Below are 20659 nucleotides of genomic sequence, written 5' to 3'. Positions count from 1 at the left end.
AAAGAAATCATCACATGCAGACAGGATTTACCGTTTTCTCAGTAGAGAAATAGCTTTCGGAAAACACATATAACAGCCCATTGCTGCATGGGTTTATCAAATATGATCTATATCATAATTATGGCTGTACTATATATCTATCTTTGGCAAGCCGGATCGGGAAGTAAAATGCTATAATTTAATAATAAGAATTCAATAAATCCAATCTGTTCCGGCCTTGTAAACTATTGCAATTCTTTTATCAGGCCATAGAGTTTTTATTACTTTTTAATATAACGCTATGCTGTCAATTAATATGCAATGCTGATTTTTTGCCTCATAAGCTTTATACCAGTAAAACAGAAAAGTAAAACAAACAGAAACTAACATTATGTCTATCACAGAAGAACTTTTGCAGACTGTAGAAGCAATTGAAGAGCAGTATAATGCCGGCGATTACATATTTCGGGAGCATGCTGTACCTCAGTTTTACTATCAGATCGTTACCGGTGAAGTGAAACTGAACAGGTATACAGAAGATGGTAAAGAATTTATACAGAACATCATTTCAGACAGGACCTGTATCGGCGAATCGATGCTTATTCTCGGGAAACCATATCCTGTGAATGCCGTCGCCCTTTCAAAATGCATTATCCTTAAGATCAGGAGAGAGCAGTTCTTTCAGTTGCTGCAGCAGCATCCACATATTTTTACGGATATTTATTCTGCACTTGCGGATATTACCTTTGAGAAATCAACGTTAATGCACACCGTTACCAGCAAAAATGCTGAAGAACGGCTGGTTGAAATTATGGAATTAATGAAAGAATCTCACGAGAATAAAGATAAATTCTCACTGGAAATCCCGCATACCCGGCAGCAGCTTGCCTCACTGACCGGGCTTTCCCTGGAAACGGCAATAAGGGCAATCAAGAAGCTGGAGAAAAATAATATCCTGATGATAAAAGGCAGGAAAATATTTTATTAAACCGCACGTTTTATCTGATGCCACTTCAATACATTTTGGCTTCAGGCTGTAATTTTAAATTAAATACTACCGTAAAATGTGCAGTGTACAATAAATAATATATCACGTTTAATCTGACTTAACCGACTATTCAAAAAAATAGATTCAGATCTCTGAAGTATAATGATGATATCTGGATTCAGATTATTTATCTTATCCGCAATAATTACCGGCGGGGTTTTCAACAAATAAATTTTAACCGTATTTTTATACAATTCTTGCGTGCATCTGCAAATGGGTGGACCATCATTACGGGCTGTTAAGCAATGATTAAATGTTATAAATCCGCACCTCAGTTTCTCCTGCAGATCCGTTGAAATTATTTTTATCATAAATACATTCTTTGTCTCTAATACCTGTAATAAATACCGGTATAAAGAGAAGTTGTTTTATAGCTTAATCGTTTAGATAATAGATATTTATAAATATTTTTATTCATTATGACAATGATCATAGGATAGGGATTACGTATTCTCTAGCTTTGATGTACCAATTAAAAATAATGATATGAAACGGTTAATAACAGCAGTCCGTATCACAGGATTTACAATGATGGATTGTACAAAAGAAATACGGTCTGTAGGACCAATCAATGCGCGGACAAGTCCAGCTATGGATTCAGTTAGTATGAATCCCGGACAGGTTCAGGCAGATATTATGTCCGGTCCCGGTTCATCTTTCGGGGCAGAAAGCCCGCTGTCGGTCATCTCAGTGTAGCATTCTGATTTTCTTCAGGAGAGATATTAAAATCCATAATCTCCGAATATTACATGTCATTTTTATGACATGCAGGTAGTTTCATGCTTAAAAAAGAACCAAACGCATAGTCCGGCATCCAACAGGGAGTATGTACATCACTTTATATTAATAACAAAAAAGTAAATGTTATGAACAACAGAAATTCAAACAACAGGAACTCAGGAAGAAACTCATCAGATGATGAACAGTCAATGCTTGAAGAAGCGTATCAGTTAGGCTACGAACACGGTTACAGTGATGCCAGTGAAGATGAAGAGTATGATGACGATTTTTCTGATTACGAAGATTACTTCGAGGACGGGGATTATGAAGAAGATGATGATAATTATGATGACGGGGATTATGATGATGAAGACTACGATGATGATGAGGACTATGATGAGGACTATGATGATGACAGCGGTAACAGCCGTGGCCGCGGAGGTTCCGGAAACGGCAGTCAGCAGCGTGACAGCCAGGGAAGATTTGCTTCAGGCGGGCGTGGTTCAGGCGGATCTCAGTCGCGTGGAAGATCATCTTCAGGACAGGGAAGAGGCGGCAATTCAGGAAGAGGATTTGCATCCATGAGCAGAGCTGAAAGAACAAGGATTGCCAGAATGGGAGGGCAGGCTTCCCATGGAGGCGGAAGATCTTCAGGTTCAGGATCAGGATCTGGAAGAGGACGTGGCTCCAATTCCGGTTCCGGAGGCAATAGAGGCGGTTCATCGTCAGGAGGAAATACCTCAGGAAGAGGATTTGCATCCATGAGTAAAGCCGAAAGAACAAGGATCGCCAGAATGGGAGGGCAGGCTTCCCACGGAGGCGGAAGATCTTCAGGATCAGGGTCCGGCAACGGATCAGAATCAGGACGTGGTTCCAATTCCGGTTCCGGAGGTAATAGAGGCGGTTCATCGTCAGGAGGAGATACATCAGGAAGAGGATTTGCATCCATGAGCAAAGCCGAAAGAACAAGAATAGCCAGAATGGGAGGGCAGGCTTCCCACGGAGGCGGAAGATCTTCAGGATCCGGCAGGTCCGGATTCGGAGGCAGACGTAATTCATAGTTTTTACCATTGCCTCCTGTTACAGGCAGGAGGCAATCTTTTTTAATACTCTCAAAACAAATCCATTATGGCGACTAAAACCAAAGAAAATAGCACAGCATCTGCAGCCGCAGAAAAAACGCAGGCAGGCGATGCAGCCACAACCGCAAATGAAATGAAAAATGCCCCGCTGCATAAGTTCTTTGTGGATGCTTTAAAAGATATCTATTATGTTGAACACAAACTGCTGGATGCGCTCCAGACCATGCATGATGCGGCAACCACGGAAGAACTGAAAGATGCTTTTGAAGACCACCGGCTGCAGACCCAAAAGCACATCAGCCGCTTAGACAAAGTCTTTAAACTGATTGATCAGACCCCCGAGCAGAAACCATGTGAAGCCATGGATGGCCTGATTAAAGAGGGAGAAGAAATCATCAGGACTACTGAGGAAGGATCTGCAACCCGCGATGCCGCCCTTATTATTGCTGCCCAGAAAGTGGAACATTATGAGATCGCAGCCTACGGCGGGCTTGCCCAGCTTGCCATCACCATGGGCCACAACAAAGCCGCGGACCTTCTTGAAAAAACACTGCAGGAAGAAGAAGAGACAGATTATAATCTTACCGAGATTGCGGAAACCCATATTAATTTTGATGCCCGGCAGGAAGATTAATCACATATAACCATGAGAACTCTACGATAAAAGGATGTTGTATTGATTCATTTGTCATCTGTGCGGCAATACATAAGGAGGAAGGAATAAAAATAAATGACATACAGCATCCCGCTATCGGCAACAATCAGCGGGGAATAACAAACCAGAATAAATAAACATACAATGCAATTCAATAAGGCACTTCTCGAAGAAATCAGCGAAAATTTCATGAACTGCCATGAAACGATTTCAATAGCTGAGAGCGTAACCGCAGGACTTCTGCAGCTGGCCTTTTCGGAATTGAACAATTCAAAACTGTTCTATAAAGGCGGCATAACCGTGCATACCCCTGATAAAATGGTAAGGCTGCTTAATATCGATACGGCAGAAATAAGAGACAGCAACGGCGTGTCCGGTATGGCGGTCGACAAAATGGGATGCCATGCCTCAAGGATTTTCGACAGCGAATGGTGTATTGCCACCTCCGGCTACTGCAGGCCGGAAAGGCAATCGGCCTACGAGATTTATGCCTATTATTCCATTTCATATAAAGGGACTGCCGTGTTTTCAGACAAGCTGGAATTTGACAGCAAAAAAGATTCTATGCTGATCAAATCCTATTATACGGAAAAGATCCTGCAAAAATTCCTCGGCCAGCTGAAGCTTTACCATATCCTCAAAAATGAAATGAACGGAGAGGGCTAGGTTGTTGCACGCTGTTTTTAAAAGAGAAAAGATAATTAAATAAAACAACGATATAATTTGAATATGAGATTTTTACTGCTGGTCTTTCTGCTGTTATTCAGTACCGGTAAATCCCAGGAACTGAATGCTTCCCGGATTCTTGAGACGGCAAAACATCTATTTGAAAATCTGGATCAGGTCATGGTTTCGAAATACGGCTTTGAGAGAGTACATGATATTGAAGAAACAGATCAGAAAGTCTATACCAACAACAGCGGTGAAGCCGGTAAACTTATGGTAGTCACCGTGATCAGAAACAGTACCGGCTGTTCAAACGTAATCAGCATTGTTGACGGGTCACCTGTCCGTATTGAGGGATTAAAGAAGGATTTGCCCGCTCTCGGCTACATTTATTCCGGCAGGAAGAAAATGCCGGATGGCGGTATAACCGTATCGCAGTTTGTCAGGGAAAATACCACCATTTCCATAACGGACCAGGTAACGGGCACCGGAGCCTACCAGGTTGTACTGGCCTGTAAACGCACCCTTTAAATAAATAGATAAATAAATGAGTATATAGACTGATCATTGATTGACCTCAATAAAAACATACCTATGGAAATTTTAGCATGGATGCTTGTCGGGCTTATCGTCGGGCTTATTGCAAAATCCACCGTAAAAGAATCATCCGGCCGGGGCTGGGTGCTTTTTGTCATTCTGGGCGTGGCGGGAGCCATGGTCAGCGGATCTTTAGTGAATATGGCAACTGTGGACAGCCGGGAAAATCTCCTGGGATTCTTACCGGTTACTGCTCCGGTTTCAGGCGCTGTGGCGGTACTGCTGATTTTCGGGGTATCCGACAGGTACCGGTAATTGGTTAATGCTGATTTAATTGTCCTGTTGCTGCATTTTAATTTACAGTTCCAGCAAGGCTATCATTTAAATAAAAAAACACCAAAACATACATCATTATGAGTGCAAAAAATAACTTAAACCTTACCCTTAAGATCTGGCGGCAGAAAAACAGGAAGACAAAAGGGCAGTTCGAGACCTATAAAATTTCAGACGTCTCTACAGATTCGTCATTCCTGGAAATGCTGGATGTCCTCAACGCCAGGCTTATTGATGAAGATAAAGAACCCGTGGCTTTTGATCATGACTGCCGGGAAGGCATCTGCGGGATGTGTTCCCTCTATATCAACGGTAGGGCACACGGCCCGGATACCGGTGTGGCCACCTGCCAGCTTCATATGCGTATGTTTACCGATAACCAGACCATTGTCATCGAACCGTGGCGAAGTGTCGCATTCCCGGTTATTAAAGATCTCATTGTAGACAGAAGCGCTTTTGACCGGATTATGGCAGCGGGCGGATTTATCTCGGTCAATACCTCAGGAAATACCCTGGATGCGAATGCGATCCCTGTAGACAAAGAGGCGGCAGAAGCTTCCATGGATGCGGCATCCTGTATCAGCTGCGGGGCCTGCGTAGCCACCTGCCCGAATGGTGCGGCCATGCTTTTTGTAGGGGCAAAAGTCTCTCACTTCGCTTTGCTTCCGCAGGGCCAGGTAGAAAGGAAGAGGAGGGTGCTCAATATGGTCAAAACCATGGATGAAGAAGGCTTTGGGCACTGTTCCGTCATCGGGGCATGCGAAGTGGAGTGTCCCAAGCTTATTTCCCTGGACAATATTGCAAGGCTGAACAGGGAATATATGAAAGCCTGGATAGATTAAAAAATGACGGTGCCCCTGAGGTATTTCATACGGAGTTACAGAAATTCTTTTTACCTTTGTCTGTTGTTCTTAAACATGGAAAATAATAAAAATCTTGATAATATATTTATTCTGAAATCATATTTTCCTTATACTAATTTAATATGCTTTCTATAATAAATGTATAGATTTTTTTCAGCTTTGGGAAGTGATGCATTGGTTGAAATCCTCAGTCAGTCCAGCGGTGCAACCGCCGTTTATACAGGCCCTGAACTCAAAATCCAGCTCGTTAACGGGGCCATGCTTGCCATATGGGGGAAGGATCCTTCTATACACGGCAAAACATTTGAAGAAGCACTTCCGGAGATGGAAGGCCAGCCTTTTACCGGCCTGCTGAAAAATGTATGGGCAACGGGTAAAACCTACGAAGCCCATGATACGCCCGCCACCCTGGAAATCAACGGCGAGATGTTGACTTCTTATTTTGATTTTATTTATAAGCCGATCCTTAATAAGGAGGGCGAAGTATACTGTATCCTTCATACGGCAACGGATGTAACCGAAAGGGTAAAAGCCTGGGAGCTGGTCCGGGAAAAAGAAGAACGGGAACAGCAGATCAATAAACAGCTCGCCGCAGCCAATCAGGAATACCGCACGGTTAATGAAAAGCTTAATAAGGCTAACGAACAGTTAATACAGGCCCTTCATAAACTTGCGTTTACGGAAGACAGGATGTATGGGTTTATAGAGACCGCACCGGCAGGGCTGGCCGTGCTGCAGGGAACCGAAATGCTTATTGAAACGGCAAACCCTGAGATGCTTAAAATCTACGGCAACGGCGGAGACAATCTTATCGGAAAACCATTGCGTAAGGCTTTTCCAGTACTCGATGGTCAGGTATTTTCTGATCAGCTTTCCCAGATGCATACATCAGGAGAACGGGTATCCCTGCATGAGATTGAATTCACCACCTATATTTCAGGAAACAAGGAAATCAAATACCTGGACATTCATTTTCAGCCGCTGTTAAGCCCTGATCATCAGACAGGACCTGTCATGGCTACCGTTACGGATGTTTCAGAAAAAGTGGCGGCAAAAAAGCTGCTGGAAAACAAGGAACTGCTCCTGCAGGAGTTCAATGAAGAACTTACGGTGCTTAACGAGGAACTGCAGATGACCAATGAAGAGCTCGGTACCCTCAATGAAGAGTACAGCACGATCAATGAACAGCTGGAGCAGGCCAACCGGAAAATATCGCTTCTGAATGACCGGCTGAAGAAAGAAAACAACAGCCTGGCATATGACGGCAAAGAGTTCCGGGACAGCATTACAAGGCTGGATGGCTCTAATAAAGCTCTGGAATACAGGAATAAAGAGCTCAGGGCATTAAATAATACCATAACACAGCTTAACGGGAAACTTTCCGAAACCCAGGCCAGCTTTACCAACCTTATCGCACAGGCCCCGGTGGCAATGATGCTGGTAAAAGGGGATAATTTCATTGTCTCGATGATCAACAGGCAGATGCTTGAGCTGATCGGGAAGGATGCATCCATTATCGGGAAACCTTTATTTGAAGAGCTTCCTGAACTGAAGGGCCAGAAGGCAGCCGATCTGTTAATGAAGACCTTCACGGAAGGGAAATCCATATCTGATTATTCCAATCCTGTAATGCTTAACCGCAACGGGAACCTGGAAGAAGGTTTTTTTAATTTTTCGTACACGCCTTATGTAGAAAACGGAAAGGTAACCGGGGTGATTGATATGGCGGTGGAAGTAACTCCGCAGATGCTCGCCATTCAGGACCAGGACCGGACGATTGTTGAAAAAACGGAGCTGGAGGAAATATTAAGGAACAGCGAGCAGAGACTCCACAGCATACTCGAAACCATGGCTGAAGGAGTAGGCGTAACCGATGCAGATGGACGGATGATCTATGCAAACCCCATGGCACAGCAGATTTTAGGACTGAGCGAGAGCAAGATCAAGGAAAGGACCTATGATGCTCCTGAATGGCAGAACCTGAGGCTGGACGGCACCCCTCTTCCGTCAGAAGAACACCCGATGTCTGTTATGATGCGCACGGGCAAACCAGTGTATGATTATGAAATCGCAGTTCAGCCGCCTGACAGGGAATGTTTCTATATTTCCATCAATGCGGCCCCTATATTTGACCATGAAGGCCGGCTTACCGGCGGGATCGGTACTTTTATGGATGTCACGTCGAGAAGATTAATCATGCAGGGGAAAGATGATTTTATCAGCATTGCCAGCCATGAACTGAAAACACCGGTTACTGCCCTGAAGGCTTCATTACAACTGCTGCAGCGGTCACATGAAAAGTTGCCGTCCGAATCCCGCACCCGGCTTTTGGAACAGTCGGTAAAAAGCCTGGATAAGCTTTCGTGTCTGATTACGGATCTGCTGGATACCGGAAGGATCGAGCAGGGGCAGCTGAAGGTTGAAAAGAAAGAAATCATCCTCTCCGAGCTGTTCAATGACTGCTGTTCAGATTTAATCCGCCAGACAGACCAGGAAATCGTTTTTACGGGAGATACCTCACTGTTTATAGAGGCAGACAGCCAGCAGGTGGGGCAGGTTATTGTGAATTTCATTAACAATGCCTTAAAATATGCCCCGGATTCCGAGACCATTACCGTGAATGCAAGCCGGCTTAATGATTACGAAATAAAAATAAGTGTTATCGATCACGGCCCGGGAATTCCGCCAGAGAAAATAAAGCACCTTTTCAAGCGGTATTACAGGACTGATTATCAGGACCGGAAATTTACCGGATTGGGATTGGGACTGTACATCAGTGCAGAAATCATTAAAAACCACGGCGGGAAAATAGGGGTGGAAAGCGAAATGGGGAAAGGAAGCGAATTCTGGTTTACCCTGCCTGTTATCAATAAAGAAAATCTTTAAAACGGGTTTAAATTTCAATCCTGAAACGCATAAAACTTTAAACTTTATTTTTCTGACTGTTTATTAGGTTTAGCCCATTTAAATTCACGTAAAACCCTGCATCATCTTCATTGTCTGCAGGGTATATCCGTTTGAAATAAAGTTAAAAAAGGGTAAGAATTAATGGTATATGAATTTAAGGATAATGTACCTGCCTTCAGAATTACATCTGATGTGGTGTAATTATTGATTGACAACGGCATGAGAAAGATTTTTTTAGTGGAAGATAATGAAGCGATTAGGGAAGTTTTAGAAATATTTCTGACCTCTGAAAATTATGACGTAAAGTCCTTTGCTACGGCAGGCGAATTTACAGAACGTGATATCCATGAAACACCGGATCTCTATCTGTTCGATGTGATGCTGCCTGACGGTTCCGGAATTGATCTGTGCCGGCAGATCAAAGAGGATCATGATAATAAAAATATTCCCGTCATCATCATGAGTGCGCATGCGGGCCTGGTGCATTTTGAAAACCTCTGTGAGCCTGATGATTTTATTTCCAAGCCGTTTGATATCGGCAATGTGCTGGACAGGATCCGGAAGCTTCTTAATTGAAACCGGAACGTATACATAAAAAAAACAGGCCTCAGAAACAACAGCCGAAACGGTGTGCCTGCCGAGGCCTTATTGGTATCAATAGAAAATTTTCCTGTTTCTGATCTTCAGTACATTTTTCTCTTCCATCCTTTTTATGGCACGGATTGCAGTCTCCACGCACAGGCCTGTGAGGGACGCCAGCTGCTGCCTCGTATGCGGAATTTCAAAGGAGAACTTATCCTTGTTCGGCTGCGGCTCTTTCATCATATTCATTATTTCCGTAAGCCTCTCAACAGCGCTTTTGCTTGAAATTTTGCGCATCATCAGGTATTTATTGTACGTTTTTTCAGACAGCGCCTCACAGATCTCAAGTGCCGTGTGAGGGTACACGTCCAGCAACGCCAGGAATTTATCCCTGTGGACCTTAAGTACGGTACAGTCCGTAAGCGCAAAGGCATTTATAGGATAGGGCTTTTTCAGGAACAGCATAGATTCGCCGAAGCAGGAGCCGGGTGGCAGTATATTCTGGATCAGTTCCTTACCGTCTTCACTGTAGTTATTCAGCTTTACGTTTCCTTCGGCAATCTGGTAATAAAACAGCGGGGTGCCGCCTTCACTGAAAATGCAGTCCCCTGCATGGTAATGTTCTTCCGTGCCCCCTACCGAATGCAGGAGTTTTGTTTTAATAGACATAATATATAATTTTTGTGGTTTGGTTTAATGTTCATGCTCCGTTGGTATACGCAGCTCAGAGGTTATTTCATCTGTAAACAGGCAGCGACCGCAGATCATGTCAGGTTCCGGCCTTTAATACAGGCAATCTGCCGTTTATTTCGACGGTTTGTTTCTGTGTAAAGAACCGGCCTGCTGAGAATTTCCTGCAGGGTTGTGGTTGACGCAAAAAAGCATGTTAAACTGACCTTATAGGGATAAGTCCGGATGTTTTCATAATGTAGGTTTAGGTGTGTTTATCAAAGATAGAAGTATTGATTTTATACTGATATGACCTAGGTCATATACGGATAGGAGTTATAGATTACGGTATAATGCAGAATGCAGCCATAATTCAGGTTATTTCAGGTATTTTCATAAAATATACTTTTTAACCATGTGGTATCAATGTAACAGCAATTGTATGGTGACGGAATTCAAATTTTCCGGAAGAGCCCCTGCCTGCTTTTCAAAGGTCTGATTTCAGGGTCACACGTGGTATTTAAAAGTGTTTTGAGGGGAGCCTATGGCAAGGCAGTTGCTTTTTTCACTCCGTTGTCACGGGAAACAGAATCAGTATGGACCATTCAGAAATCATAAGCACCGTTATAGAATTTGCAGATGCCGCCCATGGGGACCAGACCAGGAAATACAGTCCGGACCGATATATCGTCCATCCTGTAAGGGTAATGGAAACCTGCCGGCAGTACACAGAGCGTATCACCGTACTGGCTGCAGCCGTTCTGCATGATGTGATTGAGGACACAGCATGTACGGCTGATGACATTTCGGTATTTCTGGACCGTCTGATGGACGAACCGCAGAAAAATGAAACCCTGAAACTGGTAGTAGAGCTGACGGATGTTTACGTAAAGAAAAACGATCCCGCATTCAACCGGTACAAAAGAAAGAAAAAGGAACTGAAACGCCTGAGCACGATCAGCCCTGATGCCCAGACGATCAAATATGCGGATATCCTTGACAATGCAGCGGAAATTCCGCAAAGCGACCCGTCTTTTGCCGAACGATATTTAAAGGAATGCCTGGCCATTATACAGGCTTTAAAAGACGGAAACCCTGAACTGCGGCAGAAAGCAGAAAACAGGGTAAGGGCAGAATTAGAGAAAATACAATCCGTTGAATAAACACCTATTATAAATATAAAATCTATGAAAACACGTATCGGCTACCATTGCCCGCTGGAAAGGTTTACCCCGCAGGAGCACCTGAATAATATAAAAACCGCTGAAGCAAACGGTTTCAGGGGATTTATGTGCTCGGATCATTTTTATCCCTGGAGCAAACGCCAGGGTGCTTCCATTGCTTCATGGCCATGGCTCGGAAGCGCGATGGGCCAGACCGGCCTTCCGTTCGGCGTTGTGACCTCGCCCACCGTACGTTGCCATCCGGTAGTGATTGCACAATATATCGCCACACTGGCTTCAATGTACGAGGACCGGTTGTGGGTCGCCTTGGGGAGCGGCCAGCTACTGAATGAGCACATTACCAACGAACACTGGCCCGTTAAAAAAGAACGCAATGAACGCCTGAAAGAAGCGATTCATATCATCAGGAGCCTGCTGAAAGGGGAAAATGTTACCTACGAAGGCAAATACTTCCAGGTGTACGACACAAAATTATATACCCTTCCTTCAGTGATGCCTAAGCTTCTGGTAGCCGCACTGTCCAATGAATCTGCACACGACTTGGCCGGCTGCAGTGACGGGATTATAACGGTTGTAAAGCCGGCTGAAGACCAGAAGGAATTTATCTACGCTTATCAGCAGGGGGGAGGGGATATCAGCAACCTGCATCTGCAGGCCATCATGTCATACGCCAAAGACCAGGAACAGGCAGAACAGGAAGCCTGGTACAACTGGCGGCATGCCGTGCTGGGAGGAAAACTACAGGCGGAAATCCGCACCCCTGAGGATTTCGACAGTGCAGTAGAACTGGTAACCCCAGAGCAGGTAAAAGAAATCATCCGGATATCCTCAGACCCCAAAGAACACCTGGAATGGCTGCAGGAAGACATCAGCTGCGGGTTTTCCCAAATCTATATACAGGACGTTTCCCATAACCAGGCAGAAACGATAGAAATGTACGGTAAGATTCTGAAAAACCTGAATGTGTAAGGCTCTTTAAAGATAGTATACTGTAATAATAAACCACTGCTCAAAAGCGGTGGTTTTCTTTAATTTAGTATTTTGTTGATTTATAATTGATACAATATCTGACCCGCTATTTCCAGCAAGAATTTTTACAGTCATAGGTTTAGTCCCAAATAGCTTCCAGTATTGATATCATTGATTTGCCTTCCATCCGGATCAAATATATTGATGAGGCTATTCAGTACATATGCATACGGTTTTCAGAGAGATAATCTTCTGAGCCAATTTCTTTAGATATAAAATGTAATTTTTAAAGGATGATTTTGCATTCTCAGTTATAATTGCATACATCTCATCATTTCAGGATATAAAAATTACTGATTACTCTTTATTTAGAACAATATAGCTAAAACCTCTTTTTGGTATTAAGTCTTAAACAATTAATGTTTATTGCTATAATTTTTATTGTTCTGATAAAAATTACCAATTAACAGAATAAGTTAAAATTCCCCAAATTATAAATGTAATTATAAAAATTGAACCAGTTAAAATATCTTTTTTTTCTTCTTTGTCAAAATCTATTTCATATGCCAAATCTTGCTTTTTTATACTGAACTTGTAAATAAATATAAACCGTATAATGTTACCGGCAAGGGCAATCATATTAATATCCAATCCCATTTAATTATTCATTTTCCATTTTTTTACTAATTACAGTTTTGTAACTGCTTACTTTAATTTCTGTTTTCAGAACTATGTTGGCTGCAGTATCTGTTAAAGAAATTACCACTAGATCTGAAGACATTGGAGTTGAGATCGCCATTTCTTTTAGGCGTTCGCTTTCACCGCCACCGCCATACACACTTTCACTGCCTTTTTGTCAAAACCAAAAACGTCTTTTCCTATATATTCTTTATAAGATCCCCACAATATATAACCTCTCCTCTTGGTATGTCTGACGTCGCTCCAGCCGGTTTCTTTCTGCCGTTCCTTGCCGCTGTATTCATAATTGTATGATGGGTTTCCTATGGTCAGGTTATAGCCTTCATGCTTCAAGCCAAACGGGTAAAAATTGTTTTGCCTCTATATTTTATTTTTTATGGAATCGGCGAATCTCTGTCGATTTCTTCAAGAACTTCTGCGCTGCCGGCATCATTTTTAAAATAGCTCACCCTTACTGAACTACGTTCGTATCCTTCGTAAAAGCTTCTCTTTTACTTGTATATCCAAATGGTCTGTATAGCTTTAATATACTTGCTTTTTTCAAAAACTAATTAATCACTATTTTGTTACAGCAGGAATGACTTTACTTGATATACTTTTATTCTCAAAAGAATAAACAAGAGCAGGGATTAATCTACTCTTGTTTTGTGTTAATTTGATTTTAACTTTTGCCGGTTTTAATACAATAATGACTTAAAATATATCACTAAGAATATGATTACTAAGTCTATTAATATGGTAAAGTACCGTTACAAATAATAGGGGTTTGCACATATGATTCAGATAGCTTATCAATAAGATTTTTCTCATACATTGAATTCGCTCCAATTCCTAGATATAGGGAATTATCATTAATAATAATCATACCTTTAGGGTACTGCAAATTGTTTTTATTTATAAAATCGAATTTATAATTCCTGTTTGGTTCAGATAAAATAAATGAGAGCATTTCAAGATAATCATCAGTTTCAAACTCTATTTTTCCAAAATATTGAGGATATGTAAAAAATTCATCTTTAGGCTTAAATCCCATTAACCAGTTTTTCATAAAATCGGATATAATTTCTTTTTCAATTTTATTGATGTGTATATAGAGATCAGTTAATGTAGATTCATTAATATCCGAGAAATTTTTGACAACGCATAATGTACGATTATCCAATTTAGACAGAATAATTTCCATTATTTTAATATAGTAGTCAATAGAGGTATAAGATAATCCAGCCGTAAACACAACCAGCTTATTGTTTGTTTTTAGTAAATAATAAGTAAAAACCAGAAAATTTTCTATTGCTGAACAAGAGTTCAAGTGATCATCTTTAAAGCCTATTATATTTTCAATTTCAAGTTTTAATTTATTCTTGTCTCTTAGCCTGTCATAACTCTTTCCATAAATTTTAACTGCTTCTTTAATAGGAAAATTCACGGCGGTAAAATCTTTATTATCAATTAAACTTTGATAATCACTGTCTATATCTGTTACTGTTAAGCTCATATTTTATTATTTTGTAAGAAATTTTTTAATTGGTATATTATAGTTTCTCATATCAACTGGTTGTCTTGGAACCCCTTCAAGAATTTTTTGTATGTATTTTACATCCCCTGTTTCTATAGCATATCTAATTGCTGCGTTCATGCGATGATTACCTTCTGTTAAAATTATCTTTCGGTCAAGAGTACGAAAGCCACCTCCTGGATTAATAGATTTTCCGGCTTTCATCTGTTGATAATAGCCTTCAATAATAGCTTCAGAATTTTTGGACAGTCCTTTTTGCCCACTATATATTCCTGCTCTCTCAGCAAAATTCGCTATCTTATTTCTCATTGATGCATTGGCGCTTGTAAATGCACCAACATGTCCAGTTCCCATTCCAGAACCTACAATACCATATTGTGCTCCAGACCTGATTGCACCTCAAACAGAAGCTTGCATATATCCTGACATCTGGCTTCTCATGTCATCCATTCTTGCCTGTCCGGCTGCATCAAGAGTGTTCATTATTCTTCCTTAATCCGTATTTTTCATCATTTCCGTATATACATTCTTTAAACTATCAGCTTTCTTAATATTCTTATTAATACCTAAACCATTTCTATATATTTTTTCAAATAAAAAAATTGATTCAATATCTTCCTCTTTTAATCCTAACTTAAGGTAATACAATACAAAATCTCTGTCTCCAGCATTAAGATTTTTTAAATATTTGATATCATATAATCCATTATTATTAATTGCTATCATTTCCTCTGCAATTATATCATAACCTCTTTTATAATTATACTTGTTAATCATAATTAAACTGAAAGGAAGAGTCTCCCCATAAAACTTCATATTTTCATTATAAGTTGATAATTTTATATAAGAATATTCATTACCATTTTCGATAATGTCATTTTTTAAATGAACAATATCTTCTTGTGATAATTCATGATTACTTTCTTTACAGTTCGCCATCATTAAAACCATAATTATAAAACAAACGTTTTTCAAAATCATTCTCATAATCTAATTTTTTACTTTAATTCCATTTTTATAGCTATTATATGGGGCTTCGTTTCTTAATCCTGCATCCCATGCAAACCATAAAAAACTTTTTGCTATCCAATAATCAGTTGCGCCCGTTACCGTTGCATTAGTATTTATTAACGATAGATCTTTTGCTAATTGCAATCCTGTAAAGCAAGCCTTTATTTGTATATTAATTGCCGTTCCATTTTTAACTGATTCGTTATATGAAGGACTATGTTTTAAAAGATATTTATGCAATTCTTTAGCATTCATACCTCCAACTCTTCTTTCACTTCCATGCCCGAAAATTGTTATGGTATTTTTTTCTTTTTCTCCGTCTACAACACTTTGAGCATATGTATAAGCAGAATAATCTTTATCATCAGTTGGACTAAAAAAGTTAAATACATTTCCGTATTGTTTATCTTTATTATTTCCTCCGTTTTTCTTTTTGCCTCCATTATCTTCATCACCATCTGCTCCAAACTGCGTAAAATCAATTCCCTGGAAATATTCTGGCTGCGCCAGATAAGCCATAATATTTCGGTATATTTGGGTTTGCCCTAAAGTTAAAGCACCATCACTTCCTCCGCCGCCTTCTCCTGACATCAGGGCAAAGAAACTCCCCTGTCCCAGGAACTTTAGAAGATCGGAAGTTTTTCCGGTTCCGCCCCTGGCATAATAGTCCATCATTCCGCCCGGCACTAAACCTGAAGGCAGGGGATCGATATCGCCTTTCGGAGCCTGCATTTTCCTGCCATCGGGATCGATAAAGTTAATCGGGTTATTTGCTACATAATTATACGGTGTGAGTCTTCTGTACTGTTCTGCCAGCGGATCAATCACGCCCCAACGCCCGATATCCGCCATGTACATCCTTGCACCGTAATCGCTCCAGCCGGTTTCCTTCTGCAGTTCTTTGCCGCTGTACTGGTATTGGTAAGAAGGATTTCCAACCTGTAAGTTATAGCCTTCATGCTTCAATCCAAACGGGTAATAATTGTTTTGCCTCTATATTTTATTTTTTATGGAATCGGCGAATCTCCTTTGTCGATTTCCTCAAGAACTTCTGCGCTCCGGAGGTATTTTTAAAATAGCTGCTCCTTACTGAACTTCGTTCGTATTCTTTGTAAAAGTTGTCTATCCAAATGGTCCGTATAGGTGTAAATATATACTTGTCTTTTCAAAATTAATTAATCACTAACTCTAATACATGACCAGGATGTTTTATCAAAATAAACAAGAGCAGGGCTTATCTACTCTTGTTTCTATTAATTAGATCTTAATTTTTATTGATTTTCAATAAGTTATTAATCGTGTCATCGCTAACTCTGAGATATGACCAAAAAATTCATTTTTATTGGTTCAATTAAGATTTGTAAAAGAAAGTAGGATGTAACTAACATACTTTTTCATTTAAATCATATCATCTTGTATTTCTATAAGTAACATCTAATATATTCCATTTATTTTTATCTTGTTTACTATTTACTACGATAAAAGAAATTCCTTCAATACTATTTGCCCAAAACACAACATATGCTAGATCAGAATTAATAATATAATATTTAGCATAAAGATCATTTTCTAGTGAATTATTATCACTAACTCCAATTTTAATCTCCTTGTTAAAATATACTACTGGTTTATTTGTAATAAGATGGTCTGAATCTAAGATAGAAATCTCTTTCTTATCCTTAAATTTCTTTTTCATTGCACCATAAAAAAGTTTATTTGTGAAAAACTGTTTATTAAAATTTTCTCTGTCAGTGTTAGTCTGCACAGACTTGTTAGAAGCACATGACGTTATAATTATTATGCAGATTAAAAAATAAGCAAGATTAATGGTTTTATTCATTCTTTTAATGAGATTTAAAAATGTTAGATAGTGTTTTGAAGTTCTGAAGTACATAATTATTTAAATATTTTGACAGTTGGTTAGGATGACCCATTTCTAAAACTCCATAAGAAACTTTAGCTTTTGGATAAAGACTTTGAAACAGTTTAAATTCAAAAGCTTTTCCATGTTCAGGTTCTCCAGCTTGATTATTAAATTTATGTAAAAAAATCAATCCTTCTCCTTGTGGTCCTTTTATTTGATTTCCCCAATGGGATGTTTCATGTCCAACAATGGCAGTCATAAAAAATATATTTGTTACTCCTTCTAAAGTGTCAGGATTTTTATTAGCTTTTTCATACCAATTTAAAACTTTATTAATATCTATTGTAATAGAATTTAAATCTTCTTTTGCATTGCTTCCCGAATAATCATAAAAGCCTTCTGGCCAAATTTCATCGGCATTTAGAGTTGGACCATCTCCATAGGTAAATGCCTTTTTCAGTGTTTCTTCATTCATTCCTGTTACTTCCATAAGAGCCTTTAAATAATTAGGGTCTTTAAGAATATTAGGTAAAATACTTTTCACCAAATGATAAAAAGCAGGAAAATTTTTCTGATAATATTCTTCTTTTCCTTTTGGGAACTGGAATGTAGGTGAACTTCCGCCACCGCCTTCTCCTGACATCAGGGCAAAGAAACTCCCCAGCATATCTTTCTGTCCCAGGAACTTTAGAAGATCGGAAGTTTTTCCGGTTCCGCCCCTGGCATAATAGTCCATCATTCCGCCCGGCACTAAACCTGAAGGCAGGGGATCTATATCGCCTTTCGGAGCCTGCATTTTTCTACCCTCCCCAGCATATCTTCCTGTCCCAGGAACTTTAGAAGATCGGAAGTTTTTCCGGTTCCGCCCCTGGCATAATAGTCCATCATTCCGCCCGGCACTAAACCTGAAGGCAGGGGATCTATATCGCCTTTCGGAGCCTGCATTTTTCTACCGTCAGGATCGATAAAGTTAATCGGGTTATTTGCTACATAATTATACGGTGTGAGTCTTCTGTACTGCTCAGCCAAAGGATCAATCACACCCCATCTCCCGATATCCGCCATGTACATCCTGGCACCATAGTCGCTCCAGCCGGTTTCCTTCTGCAGCTCCTTGCTGTTGTAACCGTAGTTATAGGAAGGGTTTCCGCTTTGTACATTGTAGCCCTCATGCTTCAGCCCAAACGGGTAAAAATTGTTTTGCCTCTATATTTTATTTTTTATGGAATCGGCGAATCTCCTTTGTCGATTTCTTCAAGAACTTCTGCGCTGCCGGAGGCATTTTTAAAATARCTCAGGCGTACTGAACTACGTTCGTATCCTTCGTAAAAGCTTCTCTTTTACTTGTMTATCCAAATGGTCMGTATAGCTRTAAATATACTTGGTTTTTTTCAAAATTAATTCATCTAACTCTAATACATGAGGAATGACCTTCAATCACTTAAGGATGTTTTTATCCYCAAAAATAAACAAGAGCAGGGGTACCTACTCTTGTTTTGCATTAATTTGATTTTAATTTTTACTGATTATCAATAAATTAATTATAGAAAGTAGTGTCATCACTAACTCTTATACATGACCGAATGTTACCGTATGCTTGCTGTAATTTCTTCAAAGCTTTCGTTTTCAGAATAGATTTCTTTAATCGTTCCAATTTTTGAAAACGAAACTTCTAATAGCTCTTCATCTATTATCTTTAATACTATTTTTTTTATAGTTTCTTTTTCAAGGTTTTTTACTACTACCATATCCGTTGACCAAAAATATAAATCTTTATTCATTAGATTTTTTATGTTTAAAATAGTAAAAAATGTTGCAAAATAAACAAATCCATTTGATAAAATTACATTAACATCTATATTATCATCAGTTACATTCGTAATATTATAACCTGCTGGAAATAAAATCTTAAAGTTTTCCATTATTATAAATTTTTAAAATTTTATTGATTACTTGTTATTGATCGGTTTCAAGATGTATTTCAAATTTTTTTATAATCATTCTCTTAAACAAAGCTATATATTTTAGTTATAATTCTCAATAGATTACTATTCATTAAGTAAAAAATCTTCCAAAATAATGGTTCCCACTTCTTCCTGCCCTCTTAAAACTGTATACTTATGGTTTAATACAAGTTTATCTTTTACTAAATCAAAAAAGGTAAAGGCAATTTTTACAGAAAATGGTACATCATATTGAGCATTTTCTGGATCTTCAAACTTATATACAAAACTATAAGTATAATCTCCTATGACTAAAAACATCCAATTTACTTCATCTTCAATTGGTAATATGTTAGACCTTAGTAATTTACTCTTTTTTATTTTCATTTTTCCTACACAATGAAAAATTCTATTCTCCGAAAGCATAATTTATTATTTAATTAATTGGGTTGGTTTTATTGCTTTTAAAGCCTTTTGATTAAAAATAAAAGCACCAATACCGTCAGTATTTGGTGACCAATATTTCATAGGATTATTTGAGTTAAAAATCACTCCTTCTACTATTGTATATCCATTTGGATAGAGTTGTTTTCCAAATGCATGAGCATTTTCTATAGAATTAGCAAAGTATTTAGCTTCAGTTCCTCCTTTCTTTATAAAAAATTTACCTGTTTTATTAATTGATGCTAATTCTGATTTATCAACTGCCCTATAAACTTTCATAATCCCACGTCCTCCAGCACTTATTTCTCCTCCCGGAGTAGGTTCCATAGCCGCGAAAAGCAGAATACCTGCAAATTCAGCCGCTTTATCCTTTACGGATAACCTTGGGATAAGGTCTTCTTTTCCGGCAGCCATCTTAATGGCTAATCCTGCTAACCCAAAACTGTCTTCTAAAGTACCTGCTGCTCCGTTAACAATTCCTTTTAATACATCCTTTCCTCCTGAGCAGCAGTCTTCAGCTCCAAACTGCGTAAAATCAATTCCTTGGAAATAATTCCCTGATCCAGATTCCGGTTCAGCGAGATATGCCATAATATCCCTGTAAGCCTGTGTTTCCCCGAAAGTGGGACTTCCACCGCCACCGCCAGTTCTCATTGCAAGCAAGCTCTGAAAATCACCCATTCCGTCCTGGCTGTCAATAGCAGCTTTTATGGCATCCAGGCTTTTCTTTCCCGGTCCCGCCAAAAATCCCCACAGAGAGTTTCCTCCGGTATGATCTATGCCTTCTGTTTCCGGGGCCTGGGCTTTCCTTCTATCCGGATCAATAAACATTAACGGATTGTTCAGCGCATAATTATAAGGCGTAAATCTTCTTGATGTTTCAGCCAGGGGATCAATCACGCCCCAACGCCCGATATCCGCCATGTACATCCTTGCACCGTAATCGCTCCAGCCGSTTTCCTTCTGCAGTTCTTTGCTGTTATAACCG

23 protein-coding genes and 2 pseudogenes are annotated in these 20659 nt (G+C 39.7%); 12 read left to right on the top strand and 13 right to left on the bottom strand.

From position 1 onward, the window contains the following. The first annotated feature begins 370 nt into the window (after positions 1–370). The 10 genes from ASE55_RS11435 to ASE55_RS11395 all read left to right on the top strand — a co-directional run bounded on the left by ASE55_RS11435 (position 371) and on the right by ASE55_RS11395 (position 9366). Positions 371–967: a Crp/Fnr family transcriptional regulator gene (locus ASE55_RS11435; protein ID WP_056219478.1), complete on the top strand. Its 597-nt coding sequence runs from the start codon at positions 371–373 to the stop codon at positions 965–967. A 546-nt stretch (positions 968–1513) separates the two neighbouring features. Next, a complete protein-coding gene (locus ASE55_RS20130) occupies positions 1514–1723 on the top strand; it encodes a hypothetical protein (RefSeq protein WP_128414557.1) in 210 nt (69 codons plus the stop codon). 170 nt (positions 1724–1893) lie between these two features. Then, positions 1894–2808: a KGG domain-containing protein gene (locus ASE55_RS11430; protein WP_056219476.1), complete on the top strand. Its 915-nt coding sequence runs from the start codon at positions 1894–1896 to the stop codon at positions 2806–2808. Between the two features lie 67 nt (positions 2809–2875). Continuing rightward, a complete protein-coding gene (locus ASE55_RS11425; RefSeq protein ID WP_056219473.1) occupies positions 2876–3463 on the top strand; it encodes a ferritin-like domain-containing protein in 588 nt (195 codons plus the stop codon). 165 nt (positions 3464–3628) lie between these two features. Next, complete coding sequence (locus ASE55_RS11420; protein WP_056219470.1) at positions 3629–4150, top strand: CinA family protein; 522 nt, start codon at positions 3629–3631, stop codon at positions 4148–4150. A 63-nt stretch (positions 4151–4213) separates the two neighbouring features. Further along, a complete protein-coding gene (locus ASE55_RS11415; RefSeq protein WP_056219467.1) occupies positions 4214–4681 on the top strand; it encodes a hypothetical protein in 468 nt (155 codons plus the stop codon). A gap of 63 nt (positions 4682–4744) precedes the next feature. Beyond that, positions 4745–5002 carry a GlsB/YeaQ/YmgE family stress response membrane protein gene (locus ASE55_RS11410; protein WP_056219464.1) on the top strand — a complete coding sequence of 86 codons (258 nt, stop codon included), beginning with the start codon at positions 4745–4747 and terminating at the stop codon, positions 5000–5002. A 98-nt stretch (positions 5003–5100) separates the two neighbouring features. After that, positions 5101–5862, top strand: a complete 762-nt coding sequence (locus tag ASE55_RS11405) for a succinate dehydrogenase/fumarate reductase iron-sulfur subunit (protein ID WP_056219461.1) — start codon at positions 5101–5103, stop codon at positions 5860–5862. A gap of 159 nt (positions 5863–6021) precedes the next feature. After that, entirely contained in the window at positions 6022–8769 is a 2748-nt protein-coding gene (locus ASE55_RS11400) for a PAS domain-containing protein (protein WP_056219459.1), read from the top strand. Positions 8770–9009: 240 nt separating this feature from the next. Further along, on the top strand, positions 9010–9366 hold the full coding sequence (locus ASE55_RS11395) for a response regulator transcription factor (protein WP_056219455.1): 357 nt from the start codon (positions 9010–9012) through the stop codon (positions 9364–9366). A gap of 78 nt (positions 9367–9444) precedes the next feature. Here ASE55_RS11395 and ASE55_RS11390 read toward each other — a convergent pair whose 3' ends face one another. After that, positions 9445–10041, bottom strand: a complete 597-nt coding sequence (locus ASE55_RS11390; protein WP_056219451.1) for a Crp/Fnr family transcriptional regulator — start codon at positions 10039–10041, stop codon at positions 9445–9447. A gap of 596 nt (positions 10042–10637) precedes the next feature. On the opposite strand from ASE55_RS11390, the gene ASE55_RS11385 reads away from it, so the two are divergent. Together ASE55_RS11385 and ASE55_RS11380 are read left to right on the top strand one after the other, a co-directional pair. After that, positions 10638–11204 (top strand): HD domain-containing protein, encoded by a 567-nt coding sequence (locus tag ASE55_RS11385; RefSeq protein ID WP_056219449.1) that lies wholly within the window; start codon positions 10638–10640, stop codon positions 11202–11204. A gap of 24 nt (positions 11205–11228) precedes the next feature. Then, on the top strand, positions 11229–12194 hold the full coding sequence (locus tag ASE55_RS11380; RefSeq protein ID WP_056219446.1) for a TIGR03557 family F420-dependent LLM class oxidoreductase: 966 nt from the start codon (positions 11229–11231) through the stop codon (positions 12192–12194). 456 nt (positions 12195–12650) lie between these two features. On the opposite strand, the gene ASE55_RS11375 is transcribed toward ASE55_RS11380, so the two are convergent. From ASE55_RS11375 to ASE55_RS11320, 12 genes and pseudogenes are all read right to left on the bottom strand, one after another. Then, positions 12651–12851 (bottom strand): hypothetical protein, encoded by a 201-nt coding sequence (locus tag ASE55_RS11375; protein WP_056219444.1) that lies wholly within the window; start codon positions 12849–12851, stop codon positions 12651–12653. A gap of 147 nt (positions 12852–12998) precedes the next feature. Next, a complete protein-coding gene (locus ASE55_RS11370) occupies positions 12999–13226 on the bottom strand; it encodes a hypothetical protein (protein WP_056219441.1) in 228 nt (75 codons plus the stop codon). A 397-nt stretch (positions 13227–13623) separates the two neighbouring features. Further along, a complete protein-coding gene (locus ASE55_RS11365; RefSeq protein ID WP_056219437.1) occupies positions 13624–14388 on the bottom strand; it encodes a hypothetical protein in 765 nt (254 codons plus the stop codon). A gap of 6 nt (positions 14389–14394) precedes the next feature. Next, positions 14395–14763, bottom strand: coding sequence for a hypothetical protein (locus ASE55_RS11360; protein WP_056219435.1), 369 nt, complete (start codon positions 14761–14763; stop codon positions 14395–14397). Between the two features lie 138 nt (positions 14764–14901). Next, positions 14902–15396: a hypothetical protein gene (locus ASE55_RS11355; protein WP_128414555.1), complete on the bottom strand. Its 495-nt coding sequence runs from the start codon at positions 15394–15396 to the stop codon at positions 14902–14904. A gap of 759 nt (positions 15397–16155) precedes the next feature. Further along, positions 16156–16410, bottom strand: a pseudogene (locus tag ASE55_RS20660) (RHS repeat-associated core domain-containing protein); the annotation flags it as partial. Between the two features lie 418 nt (positions 16411–16828). Beyond that, positions 16829–17260, bottom strand: a complete 432-nt coding sequence (locus tag ASE55_RS11345; protein ID WP_056219427.1) for a hypothetical protein — start codon at positions 17258–17260, stop codon at positions 16829–16831. Positions 17261–17264: 4 nt separating this feature from the next. Further along, entirely contained in the window at positions 17265–18080 is an 816-nt protein-coding gene (locus tag ASE55_RS11340; protein WP_056219424.1) for a hypothetical protein, read from the bottom strand. Positions 18081–18232: 152 nt separating this feature from the next. After that, positions 18233–18487: pseudogene (locus tag ASE55_RS20950) on the bottom strand (RHS repeat-associated core domain-containing protein); the annotation flags it as partial. Between the two features lie 383 nt (positions 18488–18870). After that, positions 18871–19206, bottom strand: coding sequence for a hypothetical protein (locus ASE55_RS11330; RefSeq protein ID WP_056219419.1), 336 nt, complete (start codon positions 19204–19206; stop codon positions 18871–18873). A gap of 126 nt (positions 19207–19332) precedes the next feature. Then, entirely contained in the window at positions 19333–19653 is a 321-nt protein-coding gene (locus tag ASE55_RS11325) for a hypothetical protein (protein WP_128414554.1), read from the bottom strand. Between the two features lie 6 nt (positions 19654–19659). After that, on the bottom strand, positions 19660–20659 hold a 1000-nt coding region (locus tag ASE55_RS11320; protein ID WP_131726117.1), incomplete at its 5' end, for an RHS repeat domain-containing protein.

Source organism: Chryseobacterium sp. Leaf201 (assembly GCF_001421435.1).
Classification (GTDB): domain Bacteria; phylum Bacteroidota; class Bacteroidia; order Flavobacteriales; family Weeksellaceae; genus Chryseobacterium.
Note: the sequence above shows the minus strand (reverse complement) of the source record. Positions and strands in the feature narration are given on the sequence as shown.